The 20,389-nt window shown below is 54.7% G+C and carries 20 protein-coding genes; 9 read left to right on the plus strand and 11 right to left on the minus strand.

Going from position 1 to position 20,389, the window contains the following annotated elements:
• The first annotated feature begins 94 nt into the window (after positions 1–94).
• Positions 95–847 (plus strand): sulfite exporter TauE/SafE family protein, encoded by a 753-nt coding sequence (locus tag KGFNPO_RS12200; protein WP_472634466.1) that lies wholly within the window; start codon positions 95–97, stop codon positions 845–847.
• 99 nt (positions 848–946) lie between these two features.
• Here the strand turns inward: KGFNPO_RS12200 and KGFNPO_RS12205 are convergent, their stop codons facing one another.
• Both KGFNPO_RS12205 and KGFNPO_RS12210 read right to left on the minus strand, forming a co-directional pair.
• Complete coding sequence (locus tag KGFNPO_RS12205) at positions 947–1,768, minus strand: LytR/AlgR family response regulator transcription factor (RefSeq protein WP_472631538.1); 822 nt, start codon at positions 1,766–1,768, stop codon at positions 947–949.
• Positions 1,765–2,832 carry a sensor histidine kinase gene (locus KGFNPO_RS12210; RefSeq protein WP_472631539.1) on the minus strand — a complete coding sequence of 356 codons (1,068 nt, stop codon included), beginning with the start codon at positions 2,830–2,832 and terminating at the stop codon, positions 1,765–1,767. Before KGFNPO_RS12210 ends, KGFNPO_RS12205 begins: the two co-directional genes overlap by 4 nt.
• Before the next feature lie 258 nt (positions 2,833–3,090).
• Between KGFNPO_RS12210 and argH the strand changes: the two genes are divergently transcribed.
• The 3 genes from argH (at position 3,091) to KGFNPO_RS12225 (ending at position 7,119) form a co-directional block, all read left to right on the plus strand.
• A complete protein-coding gene (gene argH, locus KGFNPO_RS12215) occupies positions 3,091–4,485 on the plus strand; it encodes an argininosuccinate lyase (RefSeq protein WP_472631540.1) in 1,395 nt (464 codons plus the stop codon).
• Between the two features lie 388 nt (positions 4,486–4,873).
• Entirely contained in the window at positions 4,874–5,458 is a 585-nt protein-coding gene (locus tag KGFNPO_RS12220; RefSeq protein ID WP_472631541.1) for a TRAP transporter small permease subunit, read from the plus strand.
• A 32-nt stretch (positions 5,459–5,490) separates the two neighbouring features.
• A complete protein-coding gene (locus tag KGFNPO_RS12225; RefSeq protein WP_472631542.1) occupies positions 5,491–7,119 on the plus strand; it encodes a TRAP transporter large permease in 1,629 nt (542 codons plus the stop codon).
• A gap of 92 nt (positions 7,120–7,211) precedes the next feature.
• Here the strand turns inward: KGFNPO_RS12225 and KGFNPO_RS12230 are convergent, their stop codons facing one another.
• The 3 genes from KGFNPO_RS12230 to pmbA form a co-directional block, all read right to left on the minus strand.
• A complete protein-coding gene (locus KGFNPO_RS12230) occupies positions 7,212–8,297 on the minus strand; it encodes a TRAP transporter substrate-binding protein (protein WP_472634467.1) in 1,086 nt (361 codons plus the stop codon).
• 531 nt (positions 8,298–8,828) lie between these two features.
• On the minus strand, positions 8,829–9,914 hold the full coding sequence (locus tag KGFNPO_RS12235; RefSeq protein ID WP_472631543.1) for a TRAP transporter substrate-binding protein: 1,086 nt from the start codon (positions 9,912–9,914) through the stop codon (positions 8,829–8,831).
• A gap of 199 nt (positions 9,915–10,113) precedes the next feature.
• Positions 10,114–11,466 (minus strand): metalloprotease PmbA, encoded by a 1,353-nt coding sequence (gene pmbA / locus KGFNPO_RS12240; protein WP_472631544.1) that lies wholly within the window; start codon positions 11,464–11,466, stop codon positions 10,114–10,116.
• A gap of 83 nt (positions 11,467–11,549) precedes the next feature.
• Here pmbA and yjgA point away from each other — a divergent pair, with 83 nt between their 5' ends.
• The 3 genes from yjgA (at position 11,550) to KGFNPO_RS12255 (ending at position 13,513) form a co-directional block, all read left to right on the plus strand.
• Positions 11,550–12,149 carry a ribosome biogenesis factor YjgA gene (yjgA, locus tag KGFNPO_RS12245; protein ID WP_472631545.1) on the plus strand — a complete coding sequence of 200 codons (600 nt, stop codon included), beginning with the start codon at positions 11,550–11,552 and terminating at the stop codon, positions 12,147–12,149.
• Positions 12,127–12,765 carry a molybdopterin adenylyltransferase gene (gene mog, locus KGFNPO_RS12250; RefSeq protein ID WP_472631546.1) on the plus strand — a complete coding sequence of 213 codons (639 nt, stop codon included), beginning with the start codon at positions 12,127–12,129 and terminating at the stop codon, positions 12,763–12,765. Before yjgA ends, mog begins: the two co-directional genes overlap by 23 nt.
• An 85-nt stretch (positions 12,766–12,850) precedes the next feature.
• Positions 12,851–13,513, plus strand: a complete 663-nt coding sequence (locus KGFNPO_RS12255) for an alpha/beta hydrolase (protein WP_472631547.1) — start codon at positions 12,851–12,853, stop codon at positions 13,511–13,513.
• A gap of 147 nt (positions 13,514–13,660) precedes the next feature.
• On the opposite strand, the gene KGFNPO_RS12260 is transcribed toward KGFNPO_RS12255, so the two are convergent.
• The 5 genes from KGFNPO_RS12260 to KGFNPO_RS12280 form a co-directional block, all read right to left on the minus strand.
• A complete protein-coding gene (locus tag KGFNPO_RS12260; RefSeq protein ID WP_472631548.1) occupies positions 13,661–14,209 on the minus strand; it encodes a YaeQ family protein in 549 nt (182 codons plus the stop codon).
• A gap of 56 nt (positions 14,210–14,265) precedes the next feature.
• Positions 14,266–15,132, minus strand: a complete 867-nt coding sequence (gene purU / locus KGFNPO_RS12265; RefSeq protein WP_472631549.1) for a formyltetrahydrofolate deformylase — start codon at positions 15,130–15,132, stop codon at positions 14,266–14,268.
• Positions 15,133–15,292: 160 nt separating this feature from the next.
• Positions 15,293–16,150 carry a type IV pili methyl-accepting chemotaxis transducer N-terminal domain-containing protein gene (locus KGFNPO_RS12270; RefSeq protein WP_472631550.1) on the minus strand — a complete coding sequence of 286 codons (858 nt, stop codon included), beginning with the start codon at positions 16,148–16,150 and terminating at the stop codon, positions 15,293–15,295.
• A gap of 73 nt (positions 16,151–16,223) precedes the next feature.
• Entirely contained in the window at positions 16,224–16,448 is a 225-nt protein-coding gene (locus KGFNPO_RS12275) for a hypothetical protein (protein ID WP_472631551.1), read from the minus strand.
• On the minus strand, positions 16,429–17,016 hold the full coding sequence (locus tag KGFNPO_RS12280; protein ID WP_472631552.1) for a bactofilin family protein: 588 nt from the start codon (positions 17,014–17,016) through the stop codon (positions 16,429–16,431). Before KGFNPO_RS12280 ends, KGFNPO_RS12275 begins: the two co-directional genes overlap by 20 nt.
• A gap of 341 nt (positions 17,017–17,357) precedes the next feature.
• Between KGFNPO_RS12280 and KGFNPO_RS12285 the strand changes: the two genes are divergently transcribed.
• Positions 17,358–18,389: an NADP-dependent oxidoreductase gene (locus KGFNPO_RS12285; RefSeq protein ID WP_472631553.1), complete on the plus strand. Its 1,032-nt coding sequence runs from the start codon at positions 17,358–17,360 to the stop codon at positions 18,387–18,389.
• Between the two features lie 19 nt (positions 18,390–18,408).
• Here the strand turns inward: KGFNPO_RS12285 and KGFNPO_RS12290 are convergent, their stop codons facing one another.
• Positions 18,409–19,623: an extracellular catalytic domain type 1 short-chain-length polyhydroxyalkanoate depolymerase gene (locus KGFNPO_RS12290; RefSeq protein ID WP_472631554.1), complete on the minus strand. Its 1,215-nt coding sequence runs from the start codon at positions 19,621–19,623 to the stop codon at positions 18,409–18,411.
• A gap of 329 nt (positions 19,624–19,952) precedes the next feature.
• Between KGFNPO_RS12290 and KGFNPO_RS12295 the strand changes: the two genes are divergently transcribed.
• A complete protein-coding gene (locus KGFNPO_RS12295) occupies positions 19,953–20,138 on the plus strand; it encodes a CsbD family protein (RefSeq protein ID WP_472631555.1) in 186 nt (61 codons plus the stop codon).
• Positions 20,139–20,389: the final 251 nt, after the last annotated feature.

Below are 20,389 nucleotides of genomic sequence, written 5' to 3' on the forward strand. Positions count from 1 at the left end.
TACGCTACTTAATATTGCCAACTGCACTTTTCACTTTATCCATTCTGCAAAATACGACGTTTTGCACACTCCCGATTCGGCCGCCATGACCTCAATGCACTGGGTAATAATTTGTACTGCGGCGCTGTTTGCCGGCGGCTTGAATGCGATTGCAGGTGGCGGCAGTTTCTTGACCTTTCCCGCCTTGGTGTTTGTCGGCGTGCCGCCGATTATGGCGAACGCAACCGGAACCACCGCATTACTGCCGGGATACATCACAGGCGCGCTGGCCTTCAAGGACGATCTCGGCAGTCTGCGTTGCATGACCATGAAAAAGCTGATCGTGTTCAGTCTGATCGGCGGCCTGATCGGAGCGTCGCTGCTGCTGGCGACTTCGGATGCCGGCTTTCGCCGCATCATTCCGTGGCTGCTGCTGGCGGCAACCTGCCTGTTTGCGTTTGGCGGAAAACTGGCTAACCGTTATGCAAGCGCTGCCGGATCAGCCGGTTTTGCGCCGGACTCGGTCTGGCCGTCGATTGTCGTGTTTCTGGTGGCCATTTACGGCGGCTATTTCAACGGCGGCCTCGGGATTCTGTTGCTGGCGGCGTTTGCGCTGCTGGGCGAAACCAACATGAACAGCATGAATGGCTTGAAAAATATTGCGTCCGCCGTGTTGACGGCAATCTCGGTGCTGGTCTACGCGGCAGGCGACGCCATCAACTGGCCGCTGGCATTTGCCATGATGGCCTGCTCCACGCTCGGCGGTTATATCGGCGGCAGGCTGGCGCGCAAAATGCCGGCCAAGGCGGTGCGCACGGTGGTAATCATTACCGGCGCTGTGATGACAGTAATTTTCTTTCAGGGATAAAGAATATACATTGCACTGTATTTATACTTACCGCATGGTATATATGCGGGAAATATGGAGTTTTTTGGCATACTCCCTGTATTTCAATAACCACATTAATCAGCGCACCAGTGCCCTGAGCACCGGCCATTGGCGGCGTGAAATCGGCAAGCGCTCTGCCACATCGCGCAGAATCACTTGCCAGAAATCCCCGCCTTTGCCCTGCTCGTCGCCCTCCAGCCCCTGCAAGCCGGTAGCGCGTTCTACGCCGCAGATAGCGCTGCGCGCTACCAATGCATTGCGATGCACGCGCACGAATGTGGCAGCCAACTCGTGCTCCAGCGAGACCAGCGACGCCTCGATCAGATATTCACGCGCCTTGGTATGCAGGGTCACGTACTTCAATTCGGCTTTCAGGTACAGCACATCATCGATCGGCACCAGCACGACCCGGCTGCGTTCCTGTACCGAAAAATGCTGGCGCCGGACTTGTTCTGGATGGTCGGCGGCGGGCGGCAGCTCCTCGCTGCGGTCGAGCATGGGTACCGGCTTGAAGCGCTGAAAACGCTTGAGCGCATCCGCCAGACGGGATGCGCGCACCGGCTTCAACAGGTAATCGAGCGCCTGCACCTCAAAAGCGTCCAGCGCATATTCCTCGTGCGCGCTAATGAAAATAATCGCCGGCGCCTGCACGCCGGTCAAATGTGCCTGACGCGCCAGTTGCGCAGCCAACGCTATCCCGCTCATGCCGGGCATCTGCACATCCAGCAACAGAATATCGGGCTTGCTCCGGACAATGCCGATCAGCGCCTGCGCGGCGTTATCGGCTTCGCCGACGATCAGATGCGGGCATTCTGCGGCGATATCGGCCAGCAGAGTGGTCAACCTTACGCGCGCCGGAGCTTCGTCATCGGCAATGAACAAGCGCAATTTGCTGCTCATGCTGGACTCTTTACATAAGGAAAACGCAGCTGCACCTCGAATTTCCCCGCCACCACGGCGGTGGATAATTGCGCTTCGACATCGAATAACAGCGCCAGCCGCTCGCGGATATTGACTAGCGCCATGTTGTTGCCGGCCTTACCGCCAGCGATCGTGTCCTGTCCATGATAGGGATTGGTGATGACGATTTGAATCCGGTCGATCGAGCGGTTCAGACGCACCGAGATCAGGCAAGGCGCGGATACCGGCTCGACGCCGTAGCGCACCGCGTTTTCCAGCAACGGTTGCAGCAACAGCGCCGGCACTTGCGCCCGGCGCAGCGTCGCATCGCTGACGTTGCCGCGCTCCCAGCGCACCTGCAGGCGCTGGCCCAGGCGAATTTTCTCGATCGACAGGTATTGGCGGCATAACCGGATCTCTTGTTCCAGGCTGGTCATGTTGCGGGTGTCGCGCATGAATACGCGAAACAGGTCAGCCAAATCCTCCAGCGCGGTTTCGGCCTGGCGCGGCGCGGTGCGGATCAGGGACAATACCGCGTTCAGGCTGTTGAACAGGAAATGCGGCCGGATGCGCGCCTGCAACGCTTGCAAGCGCGCCTCTGCCAGAGCCGGCGAAAAGGCGCGGGTACGCAGCTCGAAGTAATGCTGCAGCACAATGCCGAACAAGGCCGCCGCCAGCAAACCGCCCGGCACCGTCAAATGGGGGAAACTGCTGGCGAACCAGTCGAAGGATGACAAGTAGCGGATGATGGCCGCCGTCACCAACGCCGGCACCAGCATGCACAGAATGCGCTGCGCCCACAGGCGAGTGTGGCGCACCGCCCGTAACTGGCGCAGGCTGCACAGCATGAAAAGCGACCACAGGCAAGCCAACTCAATCACGATCGTCGATTCGACGAAATCGATCAAGCCCGCCTGCATGCCGTCATTACGCAGGATGACGGCAGTCAGGATCGCCAGATTGACCGCCAGCATCGAGCGAAACACCACGCCGATATTGCAACAGTCTGGAATGACCGTATCGATTGCTGCACTGGCACTGCGAGGAACCGTAAATAGCGACATAGGCGAGCGTTAATCCGATGCAGAAAAAGTAAGAACCGGCTTCATGGAAGATATACTACTTAATGTATTTTTATAATGCGCATGATAATAATGCGGAAATATGCTTGTTTTTAAGCATACCCCCGCACTATTAATAAATTCCTGAGTACAAATTAAACGCGGCCTGCTGGCTGGACTTATTTCCGCCTGTTATGCACAAGTCCTGCAACTCCTATTTATAATCGCAGGATTCCCCAAGACCAAAACCTGGACCCAATTATGACAGCACAACTCTCCAAAAAAAGCGAAGCGTGGTCAGCGCGTTTCTCCGAACCGGTATCCGATCTGGTCAAGCGCTATACCGCTTCGGTGTTTTTCGACAAGCGCCTGGCCCAGTTCGACATCGAAGGTTCGCTCGCGCATGCCGAAATGCTGTGCGCCACCGGCATCATCAACCCGGCCGATTATGCTGAAATCCAGCGCGGCATGACGCAAATCCGTGCCGAAATCGAGGCCGGCCAGTTCGAATGGCTGCTCGACCTGGAAGACGTGCATCTGAACATCGAAAAACGCTTGACCGAACTGGTCGGCGACGCCGGCAAGCGCTTGCACACCGGCCGCTCGCGCAACGACCAGGTCGCCACCGACATCCGCCTGTATCTGCGCGCGGCGATTGACGACATCACGGCGCTGCTGCACGCGTTTCGCCTGGCGTTGCTGGACCTGGCCGAACAACATGCCGACACCATCATGCCGGGCTTTACCCACATGCAAGTGGCGCAGCCGATCACTTTCGGCCACCACATGCTGGCCTATGTCGAGATGTTCAGCCGCGATGCCGAGCGCATGGCCGACTGCCGCCGCCGCGTCAACCGCCTGCCGCTGGGCGCGGCCGCGCTGGCCGGCACCACGTTCCCGATCGACCGCGAACGCGTCGCCAAAACGCTCGGCTTCGATGAAGTCTGCCGCAATTCGCTCGACGCAGTGTCCGACCGCGACTTCGCCATCGAATTCTGCGCTGCCGCCGCATTGGTGATGACGCACGTCTCGCGCATGGCGGAAGAACTGGTGATCTGGATGAGCCCGCGAGTCGGCTTCATCGACATCGCCGACCGCTTTTGCACCGGTTCGTCGATCATGCCGCAAAAGAAAAACCCGGATGTGCCGGAACTGGCGCGCGGCAAAACCGGCCGCGTCAATGGTCACCTGATCGGCCTCTTGACCCTGATGAAAGGCCAGCCGCTGGCGTACAACAAGGATAATCAGGAAGACAAGGAACCGCTGTTCGATACCGTCGATACCCTGACCGATACGCTGCGCATCTTCGCCGACATGGCAACCGGCATTACGGTGAAGGCCGACACCATGCGCGCGGCCGCGCTGCAAGGCTTCGCCACCGCCACCGATCTGGCCGATTATCTGGTCAAGAAAGGTTTGCCGTTCCGCGATGCACACGAAGCGGTAGCCCGCGCGGTGCGCACTTGCGTCGATCGCGGCTGCGACCTGACCGACCTGACGCTGGACGAACTGCGCGCTTTCTCCGGCTTGGTCGAGGCAGACATCTTCGCGGTGCTAACGCTGGAAGGCTCGGTCGCCGCCCGCGACCATATCGGCGGCACCGCGCCCAAACAGGTGCGTGCAGCCATCGCCCAGATGCGCAATTTGCTCAACTAAGACAGGCATCAACTGGCAGCAGCACTTAATACGCAGCAAAGCACGCAGCACCCAGCCAGCCAGGCAGGGAATCTGATCGCACCGATCACATCCCCTGCTTGGCATCGCTGCGCAAAGGCCGCATTGCGGTCGCGCAAACACTCTCGTTTGTCAAGAAAATCTGCCCATTTTGCTGCCCTTGCGCAAGCATCGTAAGTAGTATCGCGTATCCATGGCTGCAACAATTCATGCGACCATTTCGCGCTTGACATGAAAATTACTAAAGTGAAGCATGCGGCGCTAATTCACAAAGTGAAATGTCATATACTGGCCCGCAAATAAAATGCCGCGCCGGAGCAATATTGCGCATCAGGCATTAACCGTTCATTCCAAACAGGAGACAACCACCATGTCGTTTTTACTTTTGCTGTCGCGAATCATTGACAAATTCAATGATAAAGTCGGGTTAGGCGTCAGCTGGGCGCTGCTCATCGCAGTCCTTATCTGTAGCGGCAATGCCCTCATCAGATATACCTTCGATATCAGTTCCAACGCATGGCTGGAAATCCAGTGGTATCTGTTCTCTGCCATCTTCCTGTTGGCGACTTCGCATACCTTGCACCGCGATGAACACATCCGCATCGACGTCATTTCCGGCCGACTGCCAAAACGGGTTCAGGTCTGGGTCGACATCTTCGGATTCGCCGTTTTTCTGTTGCCGATCTCGCTGATCATCCTGTATTACGCCATTCCCTACGTATATGAATCGATCCAGGGTCAGGAACTCTCCAGCAATGCCGGCGGCCTCATCGTTTGGCCAGCCAAACTGCTGATCCCGATCGGGTTCCTGATGCTGACCTTGCAAGCCCTCTCCGAACTGATCAAACGCATCGGTTACCTGATGGGCAAAGTCGATGCCAGCGCATTCGAACGCCATGTAGCGACTCCCGAAGAAGAAGTCGAGGCCATCAAGGCCGCGAACAAGATCAACTAATTGGCTCAAGACGGCTCAAGACAGGTTAAAAAATGACAGAATTCATCATCATGAACATCGCGCCGATCATGTTCGGCGCGCTGGTAGTTTTTTTGCTATCGGGTTTCCCGGTGGCCTTTGCGCTGGCCGCCAACGGCCTGTTTTTCGCCTTTATCGGCATCGAATTCGGCTTGATCAAGCCGGAACTGCTGCAAGCGTTGCCGAACCGGATTTTCGGCATCATGCAAAACGACACGCTGCTGGCGATCCCGTTCTTTACCTTCATGGGGTTGATACTGGAACGCTCCGGCATGGCCGAGGATTTGCTTGATACCATCGGTCAACTTTTCGGGCCTTTGCGCGGCGGCGTTGCCTTTGCCGTGATTTTTGTCGGTGCCTTGCTGGCAGCGACGACCGGCGTGGTGGCGGCATCGGTGATTTCGATGGGTCTGATTTCCCTGCCGGTGATGTTGCGTTACGGTTACGACAAGCGGCTCGCCAGCGGCGTGATTGCAGCATCCGGCACGCTGGCGCAAATCATTCCGCCCTCGCTGGTATTGATCGTCATGGCCGACCAATTGGGCCGCTCCGTCGGCGACATGTACAAGGCTGCATTCGTGCCTGGCCTGTTGTTGACAGCAATGTATGCGGGCTATGTAGCGGCTGTTGCAATTTTCAAACCGAAAGCATTGCCAGCGCTACCACCGGAAGCACGCAACCTGAGCCAGCCCAACGGTGACAGCGGCGCCAGATCCCTGTTTGTCCTGATTGCCGTTGCGATTGCCGCGTCTTACGTTGGCGCCAAGTATTATGCAAGCGGCCATCCGAATGCACCTGCAGATGAAATCGCTGCAGTGGGCGTGGCAATCGGTGTGGTGGGCTCGTTCATACTGGCACTGATCAACCGCGCACTCAAAATGGGGCTGCTGTCGCGTATGGCTGAGAAAGTCGTATTCGTGCTGATCCCGCCGCTGGCATTGATTTTCCTGGTATTGGGCACTATTTTCCTTGGCATTGCGACCCCCACCGAAGGCGGCGGCATGGGTGCGTTCGGCGCTATCGTCATGGCATTGATGAACCGCCGCTTGTCATGGGACTTGCTCAAACAGGCAATGAATTCAACTACCCGTCTGTCCTGCTTCGTTATCTTTATTCTGATCGGCTCCAGCGTGTTTTCGCTGATCTTCCGCGGCATGAATGGCGATTTATGGGTGGAACATTTGCTGACATCCCTGCCGGGCGGCCAGATGGGTTTCCTGATCGTGGTGAATATCCTGTTTTTTGGACTGGCATTCTTTCTCGACTTCTTTGAGCTGGCGTTCATTCTGGTGCCGTTAGTCGGACCCGTGGCTGAAAAAATGGGAATCGACCTGATCTGGTTCGGCATACTGTTGAGTGTGAACATGCAGACTTCCTTCATGCATCCGCCGTTTGGTTTCGCCCTGTTCTACCTGCGCTCTGTGGCGCCCAAGGAAGTCAAGACCAGCGATATTTACTGGGGGGCGATTCCATTCGTGTGTATCCAGGTCATCATGGTGGGACTGATCATCTTTGTCCCGAGTATCGTGAATATTGGCCAAGCCGAGGATATGCACAGAAAATTAAATCTCAGTATTGAAATTCCCACTGCATCCGAACCAGCATCGGAATCCGTGCCACCCGCATTTACCTTCACTAAATAAGCAACAGCGCACCCCCAATAAAAAACCCTGCAGATGCAGGGTTTTTTTATTTCTAACGAGAATTATTTAAATCCTTATAACACGCTAATTCGTTATTTCAACGCGCGGGTTGCGTTAAAGCGATCGAAAGTACCTTCTGCAACATTGAACCATTGGCCCTCATTGTTGCGGAATACTTTCCAGTCGTCATAGACTTTCTTGAATTTCGGATTCTTTGCCGATTCTTCGGTGAAAGTTTCCTGTGCAGCCTTGAAACAAGCATCCATGACTGCGGGTGGGAATGGCTTGAGTTTGATTCCAGTTTGCAGCAAACGCGCTAATGCAGCTGGATTTTTGGCGTCGTATTTGGCCTGAATATCGACATGCACTTCCATTGACGCAGTTTGAACAGCTGCCTGATACATCTTGGGCAGCTTCTCCCATTCTTTTTTGCCCATGTAAAAAGAAAATTGCGTGCTACCTTCCCACCAGCCGGGATAGTAATAGAATTTCGCGACCTTGTTAAAGCCCAGCTTCTCGTCATCGTAAGGGCCAATCCATTCGGCTGCATCGATCGTGCCTTTTTCCAGCGCAGGATAGATATCGCCGCCAGCAATCTGTTGCGGCACAACACCAAGCTTGGACAACACACGACCGGCAAAACCCCCAACGCGGAATTTCAAGCCATTGAGATCGGCAACTGTCTTGATTTCCTTGCGGAACCAACCACCCATCTGCGTACCACTGTTACCACCGATGAAGTTGACGACATTGTATTCAGCCATCAGTTCACGCATCAATTTCATGCCATTGCCATGCAGCATCCAGGCGGTCTGCTGACGCGAGGACAGGCCGAACGGTACAGACGTATCAAATGCCAGCGTAGGATCTTTGCCGAAATAGTAGTAAGAGCAGGTATGCCCCATCTCAATGGTGCCGGCCTGCACAGCATCGAGTACCTGCGTACCGGGAACGATTTCACCGGCAGCAAAAACACGAATGTTGAACTTGCCATTGGTGAGTTCCTTTATCCGGGCAGCAAACAACTCGGCACCGCCGTACAGGGTATCAAGACTTTTGGGGAAGCTCGAAGCCAAGCGCCAGTTCAGCGTGGGTGTGGACTGCGCCAGAGCAGGTGCAGCGATTGCACCTGCTGTTGCACCTACGGCTGCTTTTTTAAGGAATGAACGTCGTTCCATTTTGTCTCCTGAGGAATTGAACAGCAAAAAAACTGTTAAGCCGAAATCAGTGACCGCACATCGGGCACCCAATCAGTTTCTGTGTAACAAATTGTAGGGGGTGAATACGAATGCAGCAATACAAAGTCTCGCTGCGATGCAGCACGCAGCATCTGTTTCAAATATCGACATGAAATAAATTCACCATTGCAATTGGTGAATATACGGATGCAAGCTGAATACTAAAAATATGCGCAATAGGCTCGATTGAATGCTTATTCAGCTACCCGCAAATGCCAAATATTTTCATGTGGAGCATGCCCGGAATCGGTATACCTGGCGCTCCTGAACCCGCATATTTCAATCTCGATTCCACACATGCTTCGGATCGCGGCTTGTATGCGCCAATCTGCAATAAGCCCTTGATATCAGGCGGAAGATCCATTGCTTCGAAAAAAATCCCCGCACTTCAGTGCAGGGATTGGTATTAAGAGCTGACGCAAAACACTGCTTTTTTCACATCCTAATGGATTGCAGTTGCTGATCTTGCCATCACTTCAGGGGACGCACAAAACTAAAGCGATCAAAAGAGCCTTCTGCGAGATTGAACCACTGACCCTGATTGTTGCGGAACACTTTCCAGTCGTCATAGACCTTCTTGAATTTCGGATTCTTTGCCGCTTCTTCGGTGAAAGTTTCCTGTGCCGCCTTGAAGCAAGCCTCCATGACAGCGGGCGGGAACGGTTTGAGTTTGACTCCACTTTGCAACAAGCGCGCTAATGCAGCGGGGTTTTTAGCATCGTAATTGGCTTGCATGTCCATATGCGCTTCCAGCGATGCCGTTTCAATCGCATCCTGGTACAACTTCGGCAGCTTTTCCCACTCTTTTTTGCCGATGTAAAAAGACAACTGCGCGCCGCCTTCCCACCAGCCTGGGTAATAATAAAATTTTGCAACCTTACTGAATCCCAGCTTCTCGTCATCGACCGGGCCGACCCATTCGGTCGCGTCGATGGTGCCTTTTTCCAGCGCCGGGTAGATATCACCGCCGGCAATCTGTTGCGGCACCACGCCGAGCTTGGACAACACACGGCCGGCGAAACCACCCACGCGGAATTTCAAACCTTTCAAATCATCCACTGTCTTGATTTCTTTGCGAAACCAGCCGCCCATCTGGGTGCCGGTATTGCCGCCCATGAAATTGATGATGTTGTACTCTGCCAGCACTTCGCGCATCAATTTCAAGCCATTGCCATGCAGCATCCATGCGCATTGCTGACGCGAGGTCAAGCCAAACGGCACTGCCGTGTCAAATGCCAGTGTTGGGTCCTTGCCGAAATAATAATAAGAGGCGGAATGACCTATTTCAACGGTGCCAGCCTGCACCGCATCGAGCACCTGCGTGCCGGGAACGATCTCACCGGCGGCAAAGATGCGAATATTGAATTTGCCTTCAGTAAGGTCTTTTACGCGTGCGGCGAACCGTTCTGCAGCGCCATATAAGATAGGCAGGCTTTTGGGAAAGCTCGATGCCAGACGCCAGTTCAGGGTGGGCGCAGCTTGCGCCAGAGAAGGAACTGCAATTGCACCAGCCGCGGCACCTACTGCGGTTTTTTTAAGAAATGAACGTCGTTCCATACTGTCTCCAAAGAATTGAACATCGAAAAAATCATTAAACCCGGCCACCCCGCCGATCTGGCACTCTGACACACCTATTCAGTGCGCTTGTGTACTTGTTGCGCAGGAGATTATAAGCATAGAGTCGGCGCGTAACGCCAGAAAATCATGCCGCGATGCAACATGAAAAATAGCTTAGATGGGCGAATTGGGCTAAATCTTAGCCGCCGGCTACCATCATTTGCTCGATCAGAATGGAGCCGGTTTGTTTCGAGCCGCGCACCAGAGTGTCGGCACCGACCGCCACGATTTGTTGGAATATATCTTTCATGTTGCCGGCAATAGTGATTTCCTCCACCGGATACGCAATCACGCCATTTTCCACCCAGAACCCGGAAGCGCCACGCGAATAGTCACCCGTCACATAATTGGTTCCCTGCCCCATCAGCTCGGTCACAAGCAGGCCGGTGCCCATCTTCTTCAGCATCGCCTTGAAATTATCGGTGCGCTTGGTCAGCTTGGATGTCAGCGACAGATTATGCGAACCGCCGGCGTTGCCAGTGGTTTGCATGCCGAGCTTACGGGCCGAATAAGTAGACAGGAAATAACCCTGCAGCACGCCATCCTTGACCACGTCGCGCCGGTGGGTCTTGACGCCTTCGTCGTCGAACGGCGAAGAACCGACGCCGCCAATGACGTATGGATCTTCCAGAATCTGGACATGCGACGGAAACACTTGCGTGCCCAGTGAATCGAGCAGAAAAGTCGATTTGCGATACAACGCCCCGCCCGACACCGCTTGCACAAAAGCGCCCAGCAAGCCCGCTGCCAGCGGCGCTTCGAACAATACCGGGCACTTGCGGGTATCGAGCTTGCGCGCACTCAGCCGCGCCAATGCACGCTCTGCCGCATAACGGCCGATATCCTCCGGCTTGGCCAGTTTTTTTGGATTGCGCATCGACGAATACCAGTCATCGCGCTGCATGTTGCCACCCTTGCCGGCGATTGGAGACACTGAAATGGTATGGCGGGAATACGGATAGCCACCGATAAAACCACGGCTATTGGCTGAAATGAAATGCGACTGTTGCACATACACGCCAGCGCCTTCGCTGTTGGTAATGCGCTTGTCGACCGCAAACGCCGCTGCTTCGGTGCGCTGCGCGAGCAAGACGGCCTGCTCCGATGAAATCGTCCACGGATAGCACAGGCGCAAATCGCGCGGCGCCATTTCCAGCATGTCGGCTTCGGGCAAGCCGGCGCAATCGTCTTCCGCGGTAAAGCGGGCAATGTTGTAAGCCGCTTCCACGGTGGCGCGCAAGGCTGCTTCCGAGAAATCGGAACTGCTGGCATTGCCGCGTTTTTTGCCGATATACACGGTCACGCCCATGCCTTTATCTTTGTTCTGTTCGATGGTCTCGATCTTGCCCTTACGCACGGACACGGACAGACCGCTGCCTTCGCTGAAGTCGACCGAGGCGTCCGATGCTCCGGTCTCAAGGGCGATGCGCAATACATCTCGCGCTAACTGCTTTAATTGGTCTTGGCTGTGAATGAATAGGGAGTCGCTCATGAGCTGTTTTCTTCGGATGGTCGTATAAACAGTTATGATAGCAGTCGTTTACAGAATGGCTCACTGCCCTACCTCAATTCATTATGCCAAATCCAAACCGAGGCGCTTGCGGCTTCCAGACCAGCGAATTCGAACAAGAATACGACCGCCCATCCAAGTCGCAACTCAAGCGTGATATGACCGCCCTGCAAAAGCTGGGCCAGGAACTGATCGACCAGCCACGCGACCGCGTCAAGCGTGTGCCGATGCCGGAAGATGTCAAAGACGCGATTCTTGATTGCCAACTGATCAAGGACCATGAAGGCCGCCGCCGCCAACTGCAATATGTCGGCAAAAAAATGCGCTCGCTGAATGAAGAAGAACTCGCCATCATCCAGCGCGCGATGGACGGCTGGAAAGGCTTGTCCAAAGCCGATACCAGCGCCATGCATGCACTGGAACGCCATCGCGAACGGCTGCTGAAAGACGATGCCGCGCTGACGCTGTTGCTGCAGCAGCATCCGGAACTTGAGGCGCAACACTTGCGCACGTTGATCCGCAATGCGCGCAAAGAACAGGCCGAGAACAAGCCGCCTAAAGCGTACCGCGAGATTTTCCAGATACTCAAACAACTGCAAACCCAGGCCAAGACCTCTGAGCAAGACGATCAGGACGAGCAGAATGACGACGACGAAAATAAATAACCCTGATCAGTTGCGCATCGGGTTGGTTTCGATTTCCGACCGCGCTTCCAGCGGCGTCTATGCAGATCAGGGAATTCCGGCGCTGCGCGACTGGTTTTCCGCCGCATTGACCAGTCCATGGCAGATGGAAACCCGACTGATACCCGACGAACAGGCCGCGATTGAAAAAGCCTTGATCGAACTGGTCGACGTATTGCACTGCGATTTGGTACTGACCACCGGCGGCACCGGCCCGGCCAAACGCGACGTCACGCCAGAAGCAACGCTGGCAGTCGCCACCAAGGCAATGCCCGGATTCGGCGAACAGATGCGCCAGATCAGCCTGAAGTTCGTGCCGACTGCGATCCTGTCGCGCCAAATCGCGGTGATCCGCGAAACCGCTGACCACGCGGCATTGATCATGAATCTGCCCGGCCAGCCGAAATCCATCAAGGAAACGCTGGAAGGCTTGAAAGACGCCGACGGCAAACAACTTATTGCCGGCATCTTCGCGGCGGTGCCCTACTGCATCGACCTGATGGGCGGACCGTACATCGAAACCGATGAAAACGTCTGCAAGGCATTTCGCCCGAAATCCGCGATCCGCGCTAAGACACCCATCGCACCCATCGCATAAATTGTCAGGAGTCCCGCGCATACGCGGGAACGATGACTGTTTTTGCGCACGCCATCTCCCTGCGACCACGAAGAAGGTTCCAACCATGACACTAGAAACCATTGAAATCGAAACCGCTCCGAACCCGAGCGTATCCGTCATCTGGCTGCACGGCCTGGGCGCAGACGGCAATGACTTCGTGCCGATCGTGCGCGAACTGGATTTGACTGGCTGTCCTCCGATCCGCTTCGTATTCCCGCATGCAACAGCGATACCGGTGACCATCAATGGCGGCTATGTGATGCGCGCCTGGTATGACATTCTCGGTGCCGACATCGCCAAGCGCGAAGATGAAGCCGGCCTGCGCAAGTCGCAAATATCGGTCGAAAATCTGATAGCCAAAGAAATCGCACGCGGCACGCCCGCCAATCGCATCATCCTGGCCGGATTTTCCCAGGGCTGCGCGATGGCACTGCAAACCGGCTTGCGCTATCCGGAACCACTGGCCGGCTTGCTGTGTCTGTCAGGCTACGTTCCTTTAAGCGGCGTCACCGCCGCAGAACGCCACCCGGCCAATCAGCACACGCCGATCTTCATGGCGCATGGCCGCGCCGATCCGGTGATCCCGATTCCGCGTGCGGAACAATCGCGCGACTTGCTGACATCGCTTGGCTATAGCGTCGAATGGCATGAATACATGATGCAGCACGCGGTGTGCACAGAAGAAATCGATGACATCGGCGCTTGGTTCAAACGCGTTCTAGCCTGATTCAAGCGATAAAAAAATGCCACCAGAAGCTTGCATGCGGCTGGTGGCATTCGGTATGTTGTGCAGAACATACTTGATAATGTATTTTTAAATGCCGCATAATAATATGCGGAGATGGCATGGTTTTAAGCCATACCCCCCTAAGAATCAACGCTGCACCGGAGCCTTCAGCGTCTCCAGATCGATCTGCACCGTCTGATCCCCGCCTGTCATCCAGATCTGTCCATCTTGAATCGTGCATTGCAACTGCATATTGCGCTGCGCCAGCTTTTGCAATGCCTGGCTGGTTGCTGCCGGCACATTGAACACCGTCAAATTCTTGGCGCGCTCCAGGCGGCTGCCGATCTGGTTCCACCAAATGCTGCTGTTGCTGGCGTAGCTATAGACCACCACTTGCTCGGCACGCCCGCAGGCTTTGAGCAATCGTTTGTCATCCGGCTGGCCGACCTCGACCCAAAGCTCGATTGCGCCGGTCAAGTCTTTTTGCCATAAATCCGGCTCTTCGGTATCGAACAAACCCTTGGTAAAAGTCAGCGCCTCGTGTGCATGGCGGGCAAAGGCCAGCACCCTCACCATCATGCGTTCGTCGGTTTCGGACGGATGGCGGGCGATAGTCAGGATTTGCGTTTCGTAAAAATTGCGGTCCATATCTGCAATTTGCAGGTCGGCCTTGTAGATGGTTGCTTTGATAGCCATTGCGTCGCTTAAAAATAGGAGGCGGGATACCGGGCGCTAGGCGCACCCGGTGAAAGTTACTTGAAAACCACCGTCTTGTGGCCATTGATCAAAATGCGGTGCTCGACGAACCACTTGACTGCGCGCGCCAGCACCACCGATTCGACATCGCGCCCGACCGCGGTCAGCGTGCTGGTATCCATCGCATGATCGACCCGCGCCACATCCTGCTCGATGATCGGGCCTTCATCGAGGTCGCCGGTGACGAAATGGGCGGTGGCGCCGATCAGTTTCACGCCGCGCTCATGCGCCTGGTAATACGGCTTCGCGCCCTTGAAGCTGGGCAGGAAAGAATGGTGGATATTGATCGCCCGCCCCTTGAGCGCGTCACACAAAGCCGGCGACAAAATCTGCATGTAGCGCGCCAGCACCACCAGGTCGATCTGGTGGGTTTGCATGAGGTCCAGCACGCGCGCTTCCTGCGCTTGCTTGGCTTGTTCGGATGCGCCCAGCGCCAGCGGCAGATGATGAAATGGAATGTTGTAGCTGGCCGCGAGCTGATAAAAATCCATATGATTGGACACGATGGCCGGGATTTCAACCGGCAGCAGGCCGCTCTTGTAACGGAACAGCAAATCATTGAGACAATGGCCGATCTTCGAGACCATCAGCATCATGCGCGGCTTGAGGCGGGCATCGAACAATTGCAAATCCATGTGCCGGGTTGCCGCCAGTGCCGCAAAGCCGTGGCGCAGCGTGGCATCGGTAACGCCGGCATCTTCGGCGGCGAAATGCACCCGCATGAAAAACAGTTGCGACGAAGCGTCGCCGAATTGTGCGGAATCGATGATGTTGCAGCCGTGATCGGCCAGAAAACCGGAAACGCTATGGACGATCCCGCGCTGGTCGGGACAAGACAGGGTCAGAATATATTCGGGATGCATGAGGGTGATGTGGTTGCGAACTGAAGTTACAAACTTAATTTCGAACTTAATTACCAACTTAAGTTACGAGTGAAATCGCGGCGCCCATGCGCCGTGCAATAGCCGTCTATTGTCGCACGCCGGACCTACCAGCAAGGCCGTCCCACACAGCCCAACCGCTTCAAGCCCTCTGCACGCCGTCGGACAGGCCAAGCACTGCCTTGAGCGCCTGGCTGTACATGCCGGTCAGATTGTCCATCGTTTCCAACAAACGCTCGCTGGTGGTGGCGACATTCCTGGCTGCGGTATTCGGAACGCTTCCGCCATTGAGCGCCTGTTCCAGAAACAGCCACTGGTTTTTGGCCAGGGCAAGCTCGCGTTTGATTGCATCAGAGGACAAGGGCGCCGCTTCGAGCGTGGTCATCGCATTCTTGAATTCCTGGCCAAATTTATCGAGATCAGGCTTGGTATTGTTCAGCAATGCGCCGAAATACAGCCGTGCCATGCGTTGCGACAACATCCGCTGACGGCCGGACAGGTTGACAATTTTAGCGGTAGGGATGTTTGCCTGCAGCTGAAAGGCGATGGTCAGCTTATCCGCCGCCGCCACCAGTGCATCGGTAATCTGGTGCGCCGCAGCCACATTATCTCTGCTGGCCGGCTTACCCAGCGCCACACCATAGCGACGATACATTTCGGTTAGGGTCGCCAGTCCGGCCTTCAGTTCCGGCGTGTGCGCACCCTTGCCCAGAAATTGCAAGGCGTCTTCATAACGCTTTTGCGATTGCGTGATCTGCTCAAGGGCTTTCTCGGGCAATATTTTCAGCGCCTGCTGCGCGTACGCCTTGCCCATGCGCTCGGCCAGATAGCGCAAGCGGCCTGATTCATTGATCAGTGCGCCGGCATACGGCAACGCAGCCGGGTGCGCACCAAACGCAGCAGCCGGTTCCGCCGCAGCAGCGCGCAACGGCAAGCTCGATGCGATGCATCCAATCGATAACAGCAGGCTTGCAAGGGTCAGAACATTGGGTCGCAACATAATCTTGATTGCATTGGAAATCAGGCTTTTGATCGGTGCCGAAGCAATTTATTTTTTGCCCAGCATGCGGTTTTTATTTAAAAAATTTAACATTTTCTAAAATTTCTTGCGGGCAAATTTTAGCGCGCGTCACCATCCGACACAAGTTGAAATAGTCCGGCGGCGCTTTAAAGGCTCTTTCGTTGCCGCGCACCAAACCGGCCCCGATACATTCGCGCACGTAAAAAATCGCGCAGCCTGTTTCCAGGCTGCGCGATTTTCGATTCGGGTTATGCGGATTAAGACGATACGGCAGCACCAGTTTCCTTGACCGCCGAAATGGCCGATGCAGCGGACGCGCCGCCGACTTGCACGTCGCCAATCAGTTGCCCACCCTCTTCGATCACAATCTTGCCATAGCGGATCTTGCCAGTGACCTTGCCGGTGGCATAGATCACCAGTTTGACGCGCGCCGTCAGATCACCATTGAATTCGCCCCGGATTTCAGCAATATCGATTTCCGCCGAACCCTTGAAAGCGCCGTTTTCAGCAATCTGTATCACGCGGGAATCCATCGTCGCCTCGACCCGACCCTCGACCACCAGAGTGTCGCAATCGGTGATCTCGACCCCTTTGAGCTTGATGTTCGGGCCGACTATCAGCTTGCTGCCAACTTCATTGGTACTGGCGTTTGAAGTGTTCATATTGTGAGAAGTTGTCGAGGAGACTGGATTGACAGCATTAGGCGCCCTGGGAATATTCAGGCTGCCACCGGAGGTAATGCCGCTGGCGGCACCAAGAGGCGAATTAAGCTTGCTGCTGCTGATTGGAGAATTGTCGGGGCTAGTGGGATTGCGCTTACCAAAAAGCGATTGGGAGCGAAGCATGTCATTTCCTTCAGGGGCTCTGGACGGTTAGCAAGTGTCCTGTCATGTTTGCGCAACGCATTTACAATCCAGGACGCTAGGGAATTATGGCTATCAACTCTGGCATCGCTACGTCGCATTACGTTAATACTGTGGGTGCAAAAATCGATTCCACAAACGCAAGCAACGCAACTCTGCACCAGAGTGGCGGCCCGTAACAAGTATATCAAGCGTGCAACTGCACTGCTGTTTGTCTGTCATATGCGTTAATAGTTCCTGAGTTTTTACGTATTTTCAAAATAGAACGACCGTGCAAATTTACGTTATAGTAAACCCACAATTTTGACTAGAGGAGACTAAACATGAACATCACTGCCTTGCAAAACCAACAATTCCACCTTGCCGCTCGCCCGGTCGGCATGCCCAAACCCAGCGACTGGCAATTTACCAGCGAAGTGGTGCGCGACATCGCCGATGGCGAAATCGTGGTCCAGACGCTTTATCTGTCGCTCGACCCTGCGATGCGCGGCTGGATGAACGAAGGTAAATCCTATATCCGCCCGGTCGCGATCGGCGAAGTGATGCGCGCTGGCGGTATCGGCCGCGTGATCGCCTCTAAATCACCGAAATTCGCGATCGGCGACACCGTTTCTGGCGGCCTTGGCGTGCAAAGCTACTGGGTCGGCGCGGCCGAAGACAAGACTGCCGGTTTCTATAAAATCGATCCGGCACTGGCGCCGCTGCCAAAATATCTGAACGCGCTCGGCATGCCCGGCATGACCGGCTATTTCGGCTTGCTTGAAGTCGGCCAGCCGAAAGCCGGTGAAACCGTGGTGGTCTCCGGTGCCTCCGGCGCAGTCGGTCAGACCGTCGGCCAGGTCGCCAAGCACAAAGGCTGCCGCGTGGTCGGCATCGCCGGCGGCCGCGAGAAATGCGATTTCGTGGTCAATGAACTCGGATTCGACGCCTGCATCGATTACAAGAACGATGCGTTGAAAGATGGCTTGAAACAGCATTGCCCGAACGGCGTCGATATCTATTTCGACAATGTCGGCGGCGAAATCCTCGACACCGTCCTGACCCAGATCAACCTGAAAGCCCGCATCATCATCTGCGGCGCGATCTCGCAATACAACAACACCAGCGCGGTCAAAGGGCCGGCCAACTATCTCTCCTTGCTGGTAAATCGCGCCCGTATGGAAGGCATCGTCGTGTTTGACTACGCCGACCGCTACCAGGTCGGGATGAAAGAAATGGCCAAATGGATGAAAGAAGGCAGCTTTAAAACGCGCGAAGACATCGTCTTTGGCCTGGAAAAATTCCCGGAAGCTCTGCTGATGCTGTTTGAAGGGAAAAACTTCGGGAAACTGGTACTGCAGGTGGCGCAGGAATAAACCGCATCAGTGCTGCTAATCAGGACTTGCGAAAAGTAGGGTGCGACGCGTTGACGCGCCGATGGCGCGCAAAAAATTCCAGCATCATCTTGCTGGCATCAGGCCCGGCCGGGGAATTGAACGCCAGGCTGCCGTCGCCGCCACTCCACGCATGCTCCAGGTGGGCAATCCGGGTAACTCTCAACAGCAGCTTCTTGCGCAGGTAAAAGTCACCAATTTCATACGCGCGGCCCGGGTTTCTGCTGCCAACCCGCCCGGCCGGCTTGGCTACGACTGGCACCGCACTCTCTGCCGCCAAACGATTCAAAAGCAAGGATTGCTGCACCAACTGCGTCTGATTGATCGGACGCACAATTTTATCGCCCTGCCCCTGGATCAGAATTGTCGGCATTGCGGGAAACTCAGGGTGCTTGTGAAAAACTTCAGCGATGGCACTGCCGACACGATTGTTCGCGCCATGCTGCATCACGCCATAGGCACCGATCAGACTATGTCCGGCACCAAACATCGGCCCTGAATGCAGTCCGACCGCGGCAATCAGGTGCGGATGATTCAGCGCCACAATGTTGGCCATCGCCGCACCAGCCGATATGCCGCAAATATAAATGCGCGTCCTGTCAATCGGGTATTTTTCAGCTACTTTTTCTATCATCCCCACGATCATTTTTACATCGCCGCCACCGTCCTGGGTCGCTTTGTCGTACCACTTCCAACACCGATGCCGATGCGTGCGCAAGGATTGCTCCGGATACAGTACCGCGTAACCTTTTTGTTCGGCGCGCTGATTCATGCGCGTGCCTTGCGAAAATTCCGGTGCCGTTTGTTCGCAGCCATGCAGCATCACGATCAGAGGCCAAGTCTTTTCCTGTTGCTGGTCACGCGCCAACTGCGCCGGGAATCGATCGGGAAGATACAAGTAATAGCGCATCCGCCGCAGCGGCATCATCCCGCCATCGGCTAAGGATGAATAATAGGAAGCCAGCCATTTGCCGGGCAACTGGCTCGATCCAGCCTCCGCTTTTGAATTTTTTTGTGCTGACGGCACCCGCATTTTACTAGCTGCCCGAGTGCTAACCAGCGGTGCACTCACCCGCTTGACGGCCCTGGATTTGCGGATAGCCTTGGATTTCGGCTTGACGAGCAAGCTCTTGAGCAATTTTTTGGCCTGGCTCCGTTGCACTCTTCCCGCGCGCGCCAAACCGCTCAACCAAAGGCGACTGAGTCCCTTTAACATCGCGTGCTCACAATAGATCGCAGCTGCATCATTCCATACACAAATGTTGCGCATCCACATTTAATACTACAAAGAAAAATCGTCATCTTTATTTCCTCCATTTGTTATAAAGCATACCAGCGAAGCCTGAAAATTTCAGGGCGCTAAATGCATAAGACTGGAATTGATCAAGTAGTTTCCTCGTGACAATGAGACTCGCCTGTTTGCATCATCAATACTTATTCAAAGCAGAATAAAACAACATCAGTTTTTGTTTTCTTATGTTCGGAACCGAACAGACTTAGCTCCAATTACAGGATCACATTGACGTCTTAAACAGGAGAAACATCATGAACAAAAACCAGATTAAAGGTGCTGCAAAAGAAAGTGTCGGCAAAGCACAGGAAGCAGCAGGTAAATTGGTTGGAAGTGAGAAGCAGCAAGCTAAAGGGCTGGACAAACAGATTACCGGAAAAGTGCAGAAAGCAGTTGGCGATGTGGAAGAAAAAATCAAATCTAAAATGAAACCTACCTGAACAGTGCATTGTCTAACCGATACCACTTTTGAATGGAAGTTATAAAATTTACGCCAATAAATAGAAAGTAGAAGTATTCAACAAAAATAATTCCGAGATTGTTGCCCTACAAGAAAAAAACGTTGCACAGAATCTAAAGGAGATTCAAATGTATATAGGCGTCGGAACCATCATACTAATTATTATTTTGATTCTAATTTTCAATTAAAAATCTCCTGTTATGCACGCCTGATGGGAGAAGGACGATCCAC

The organism is Gelidimonas diazotrophica (genome assembly GCF_055694025.1).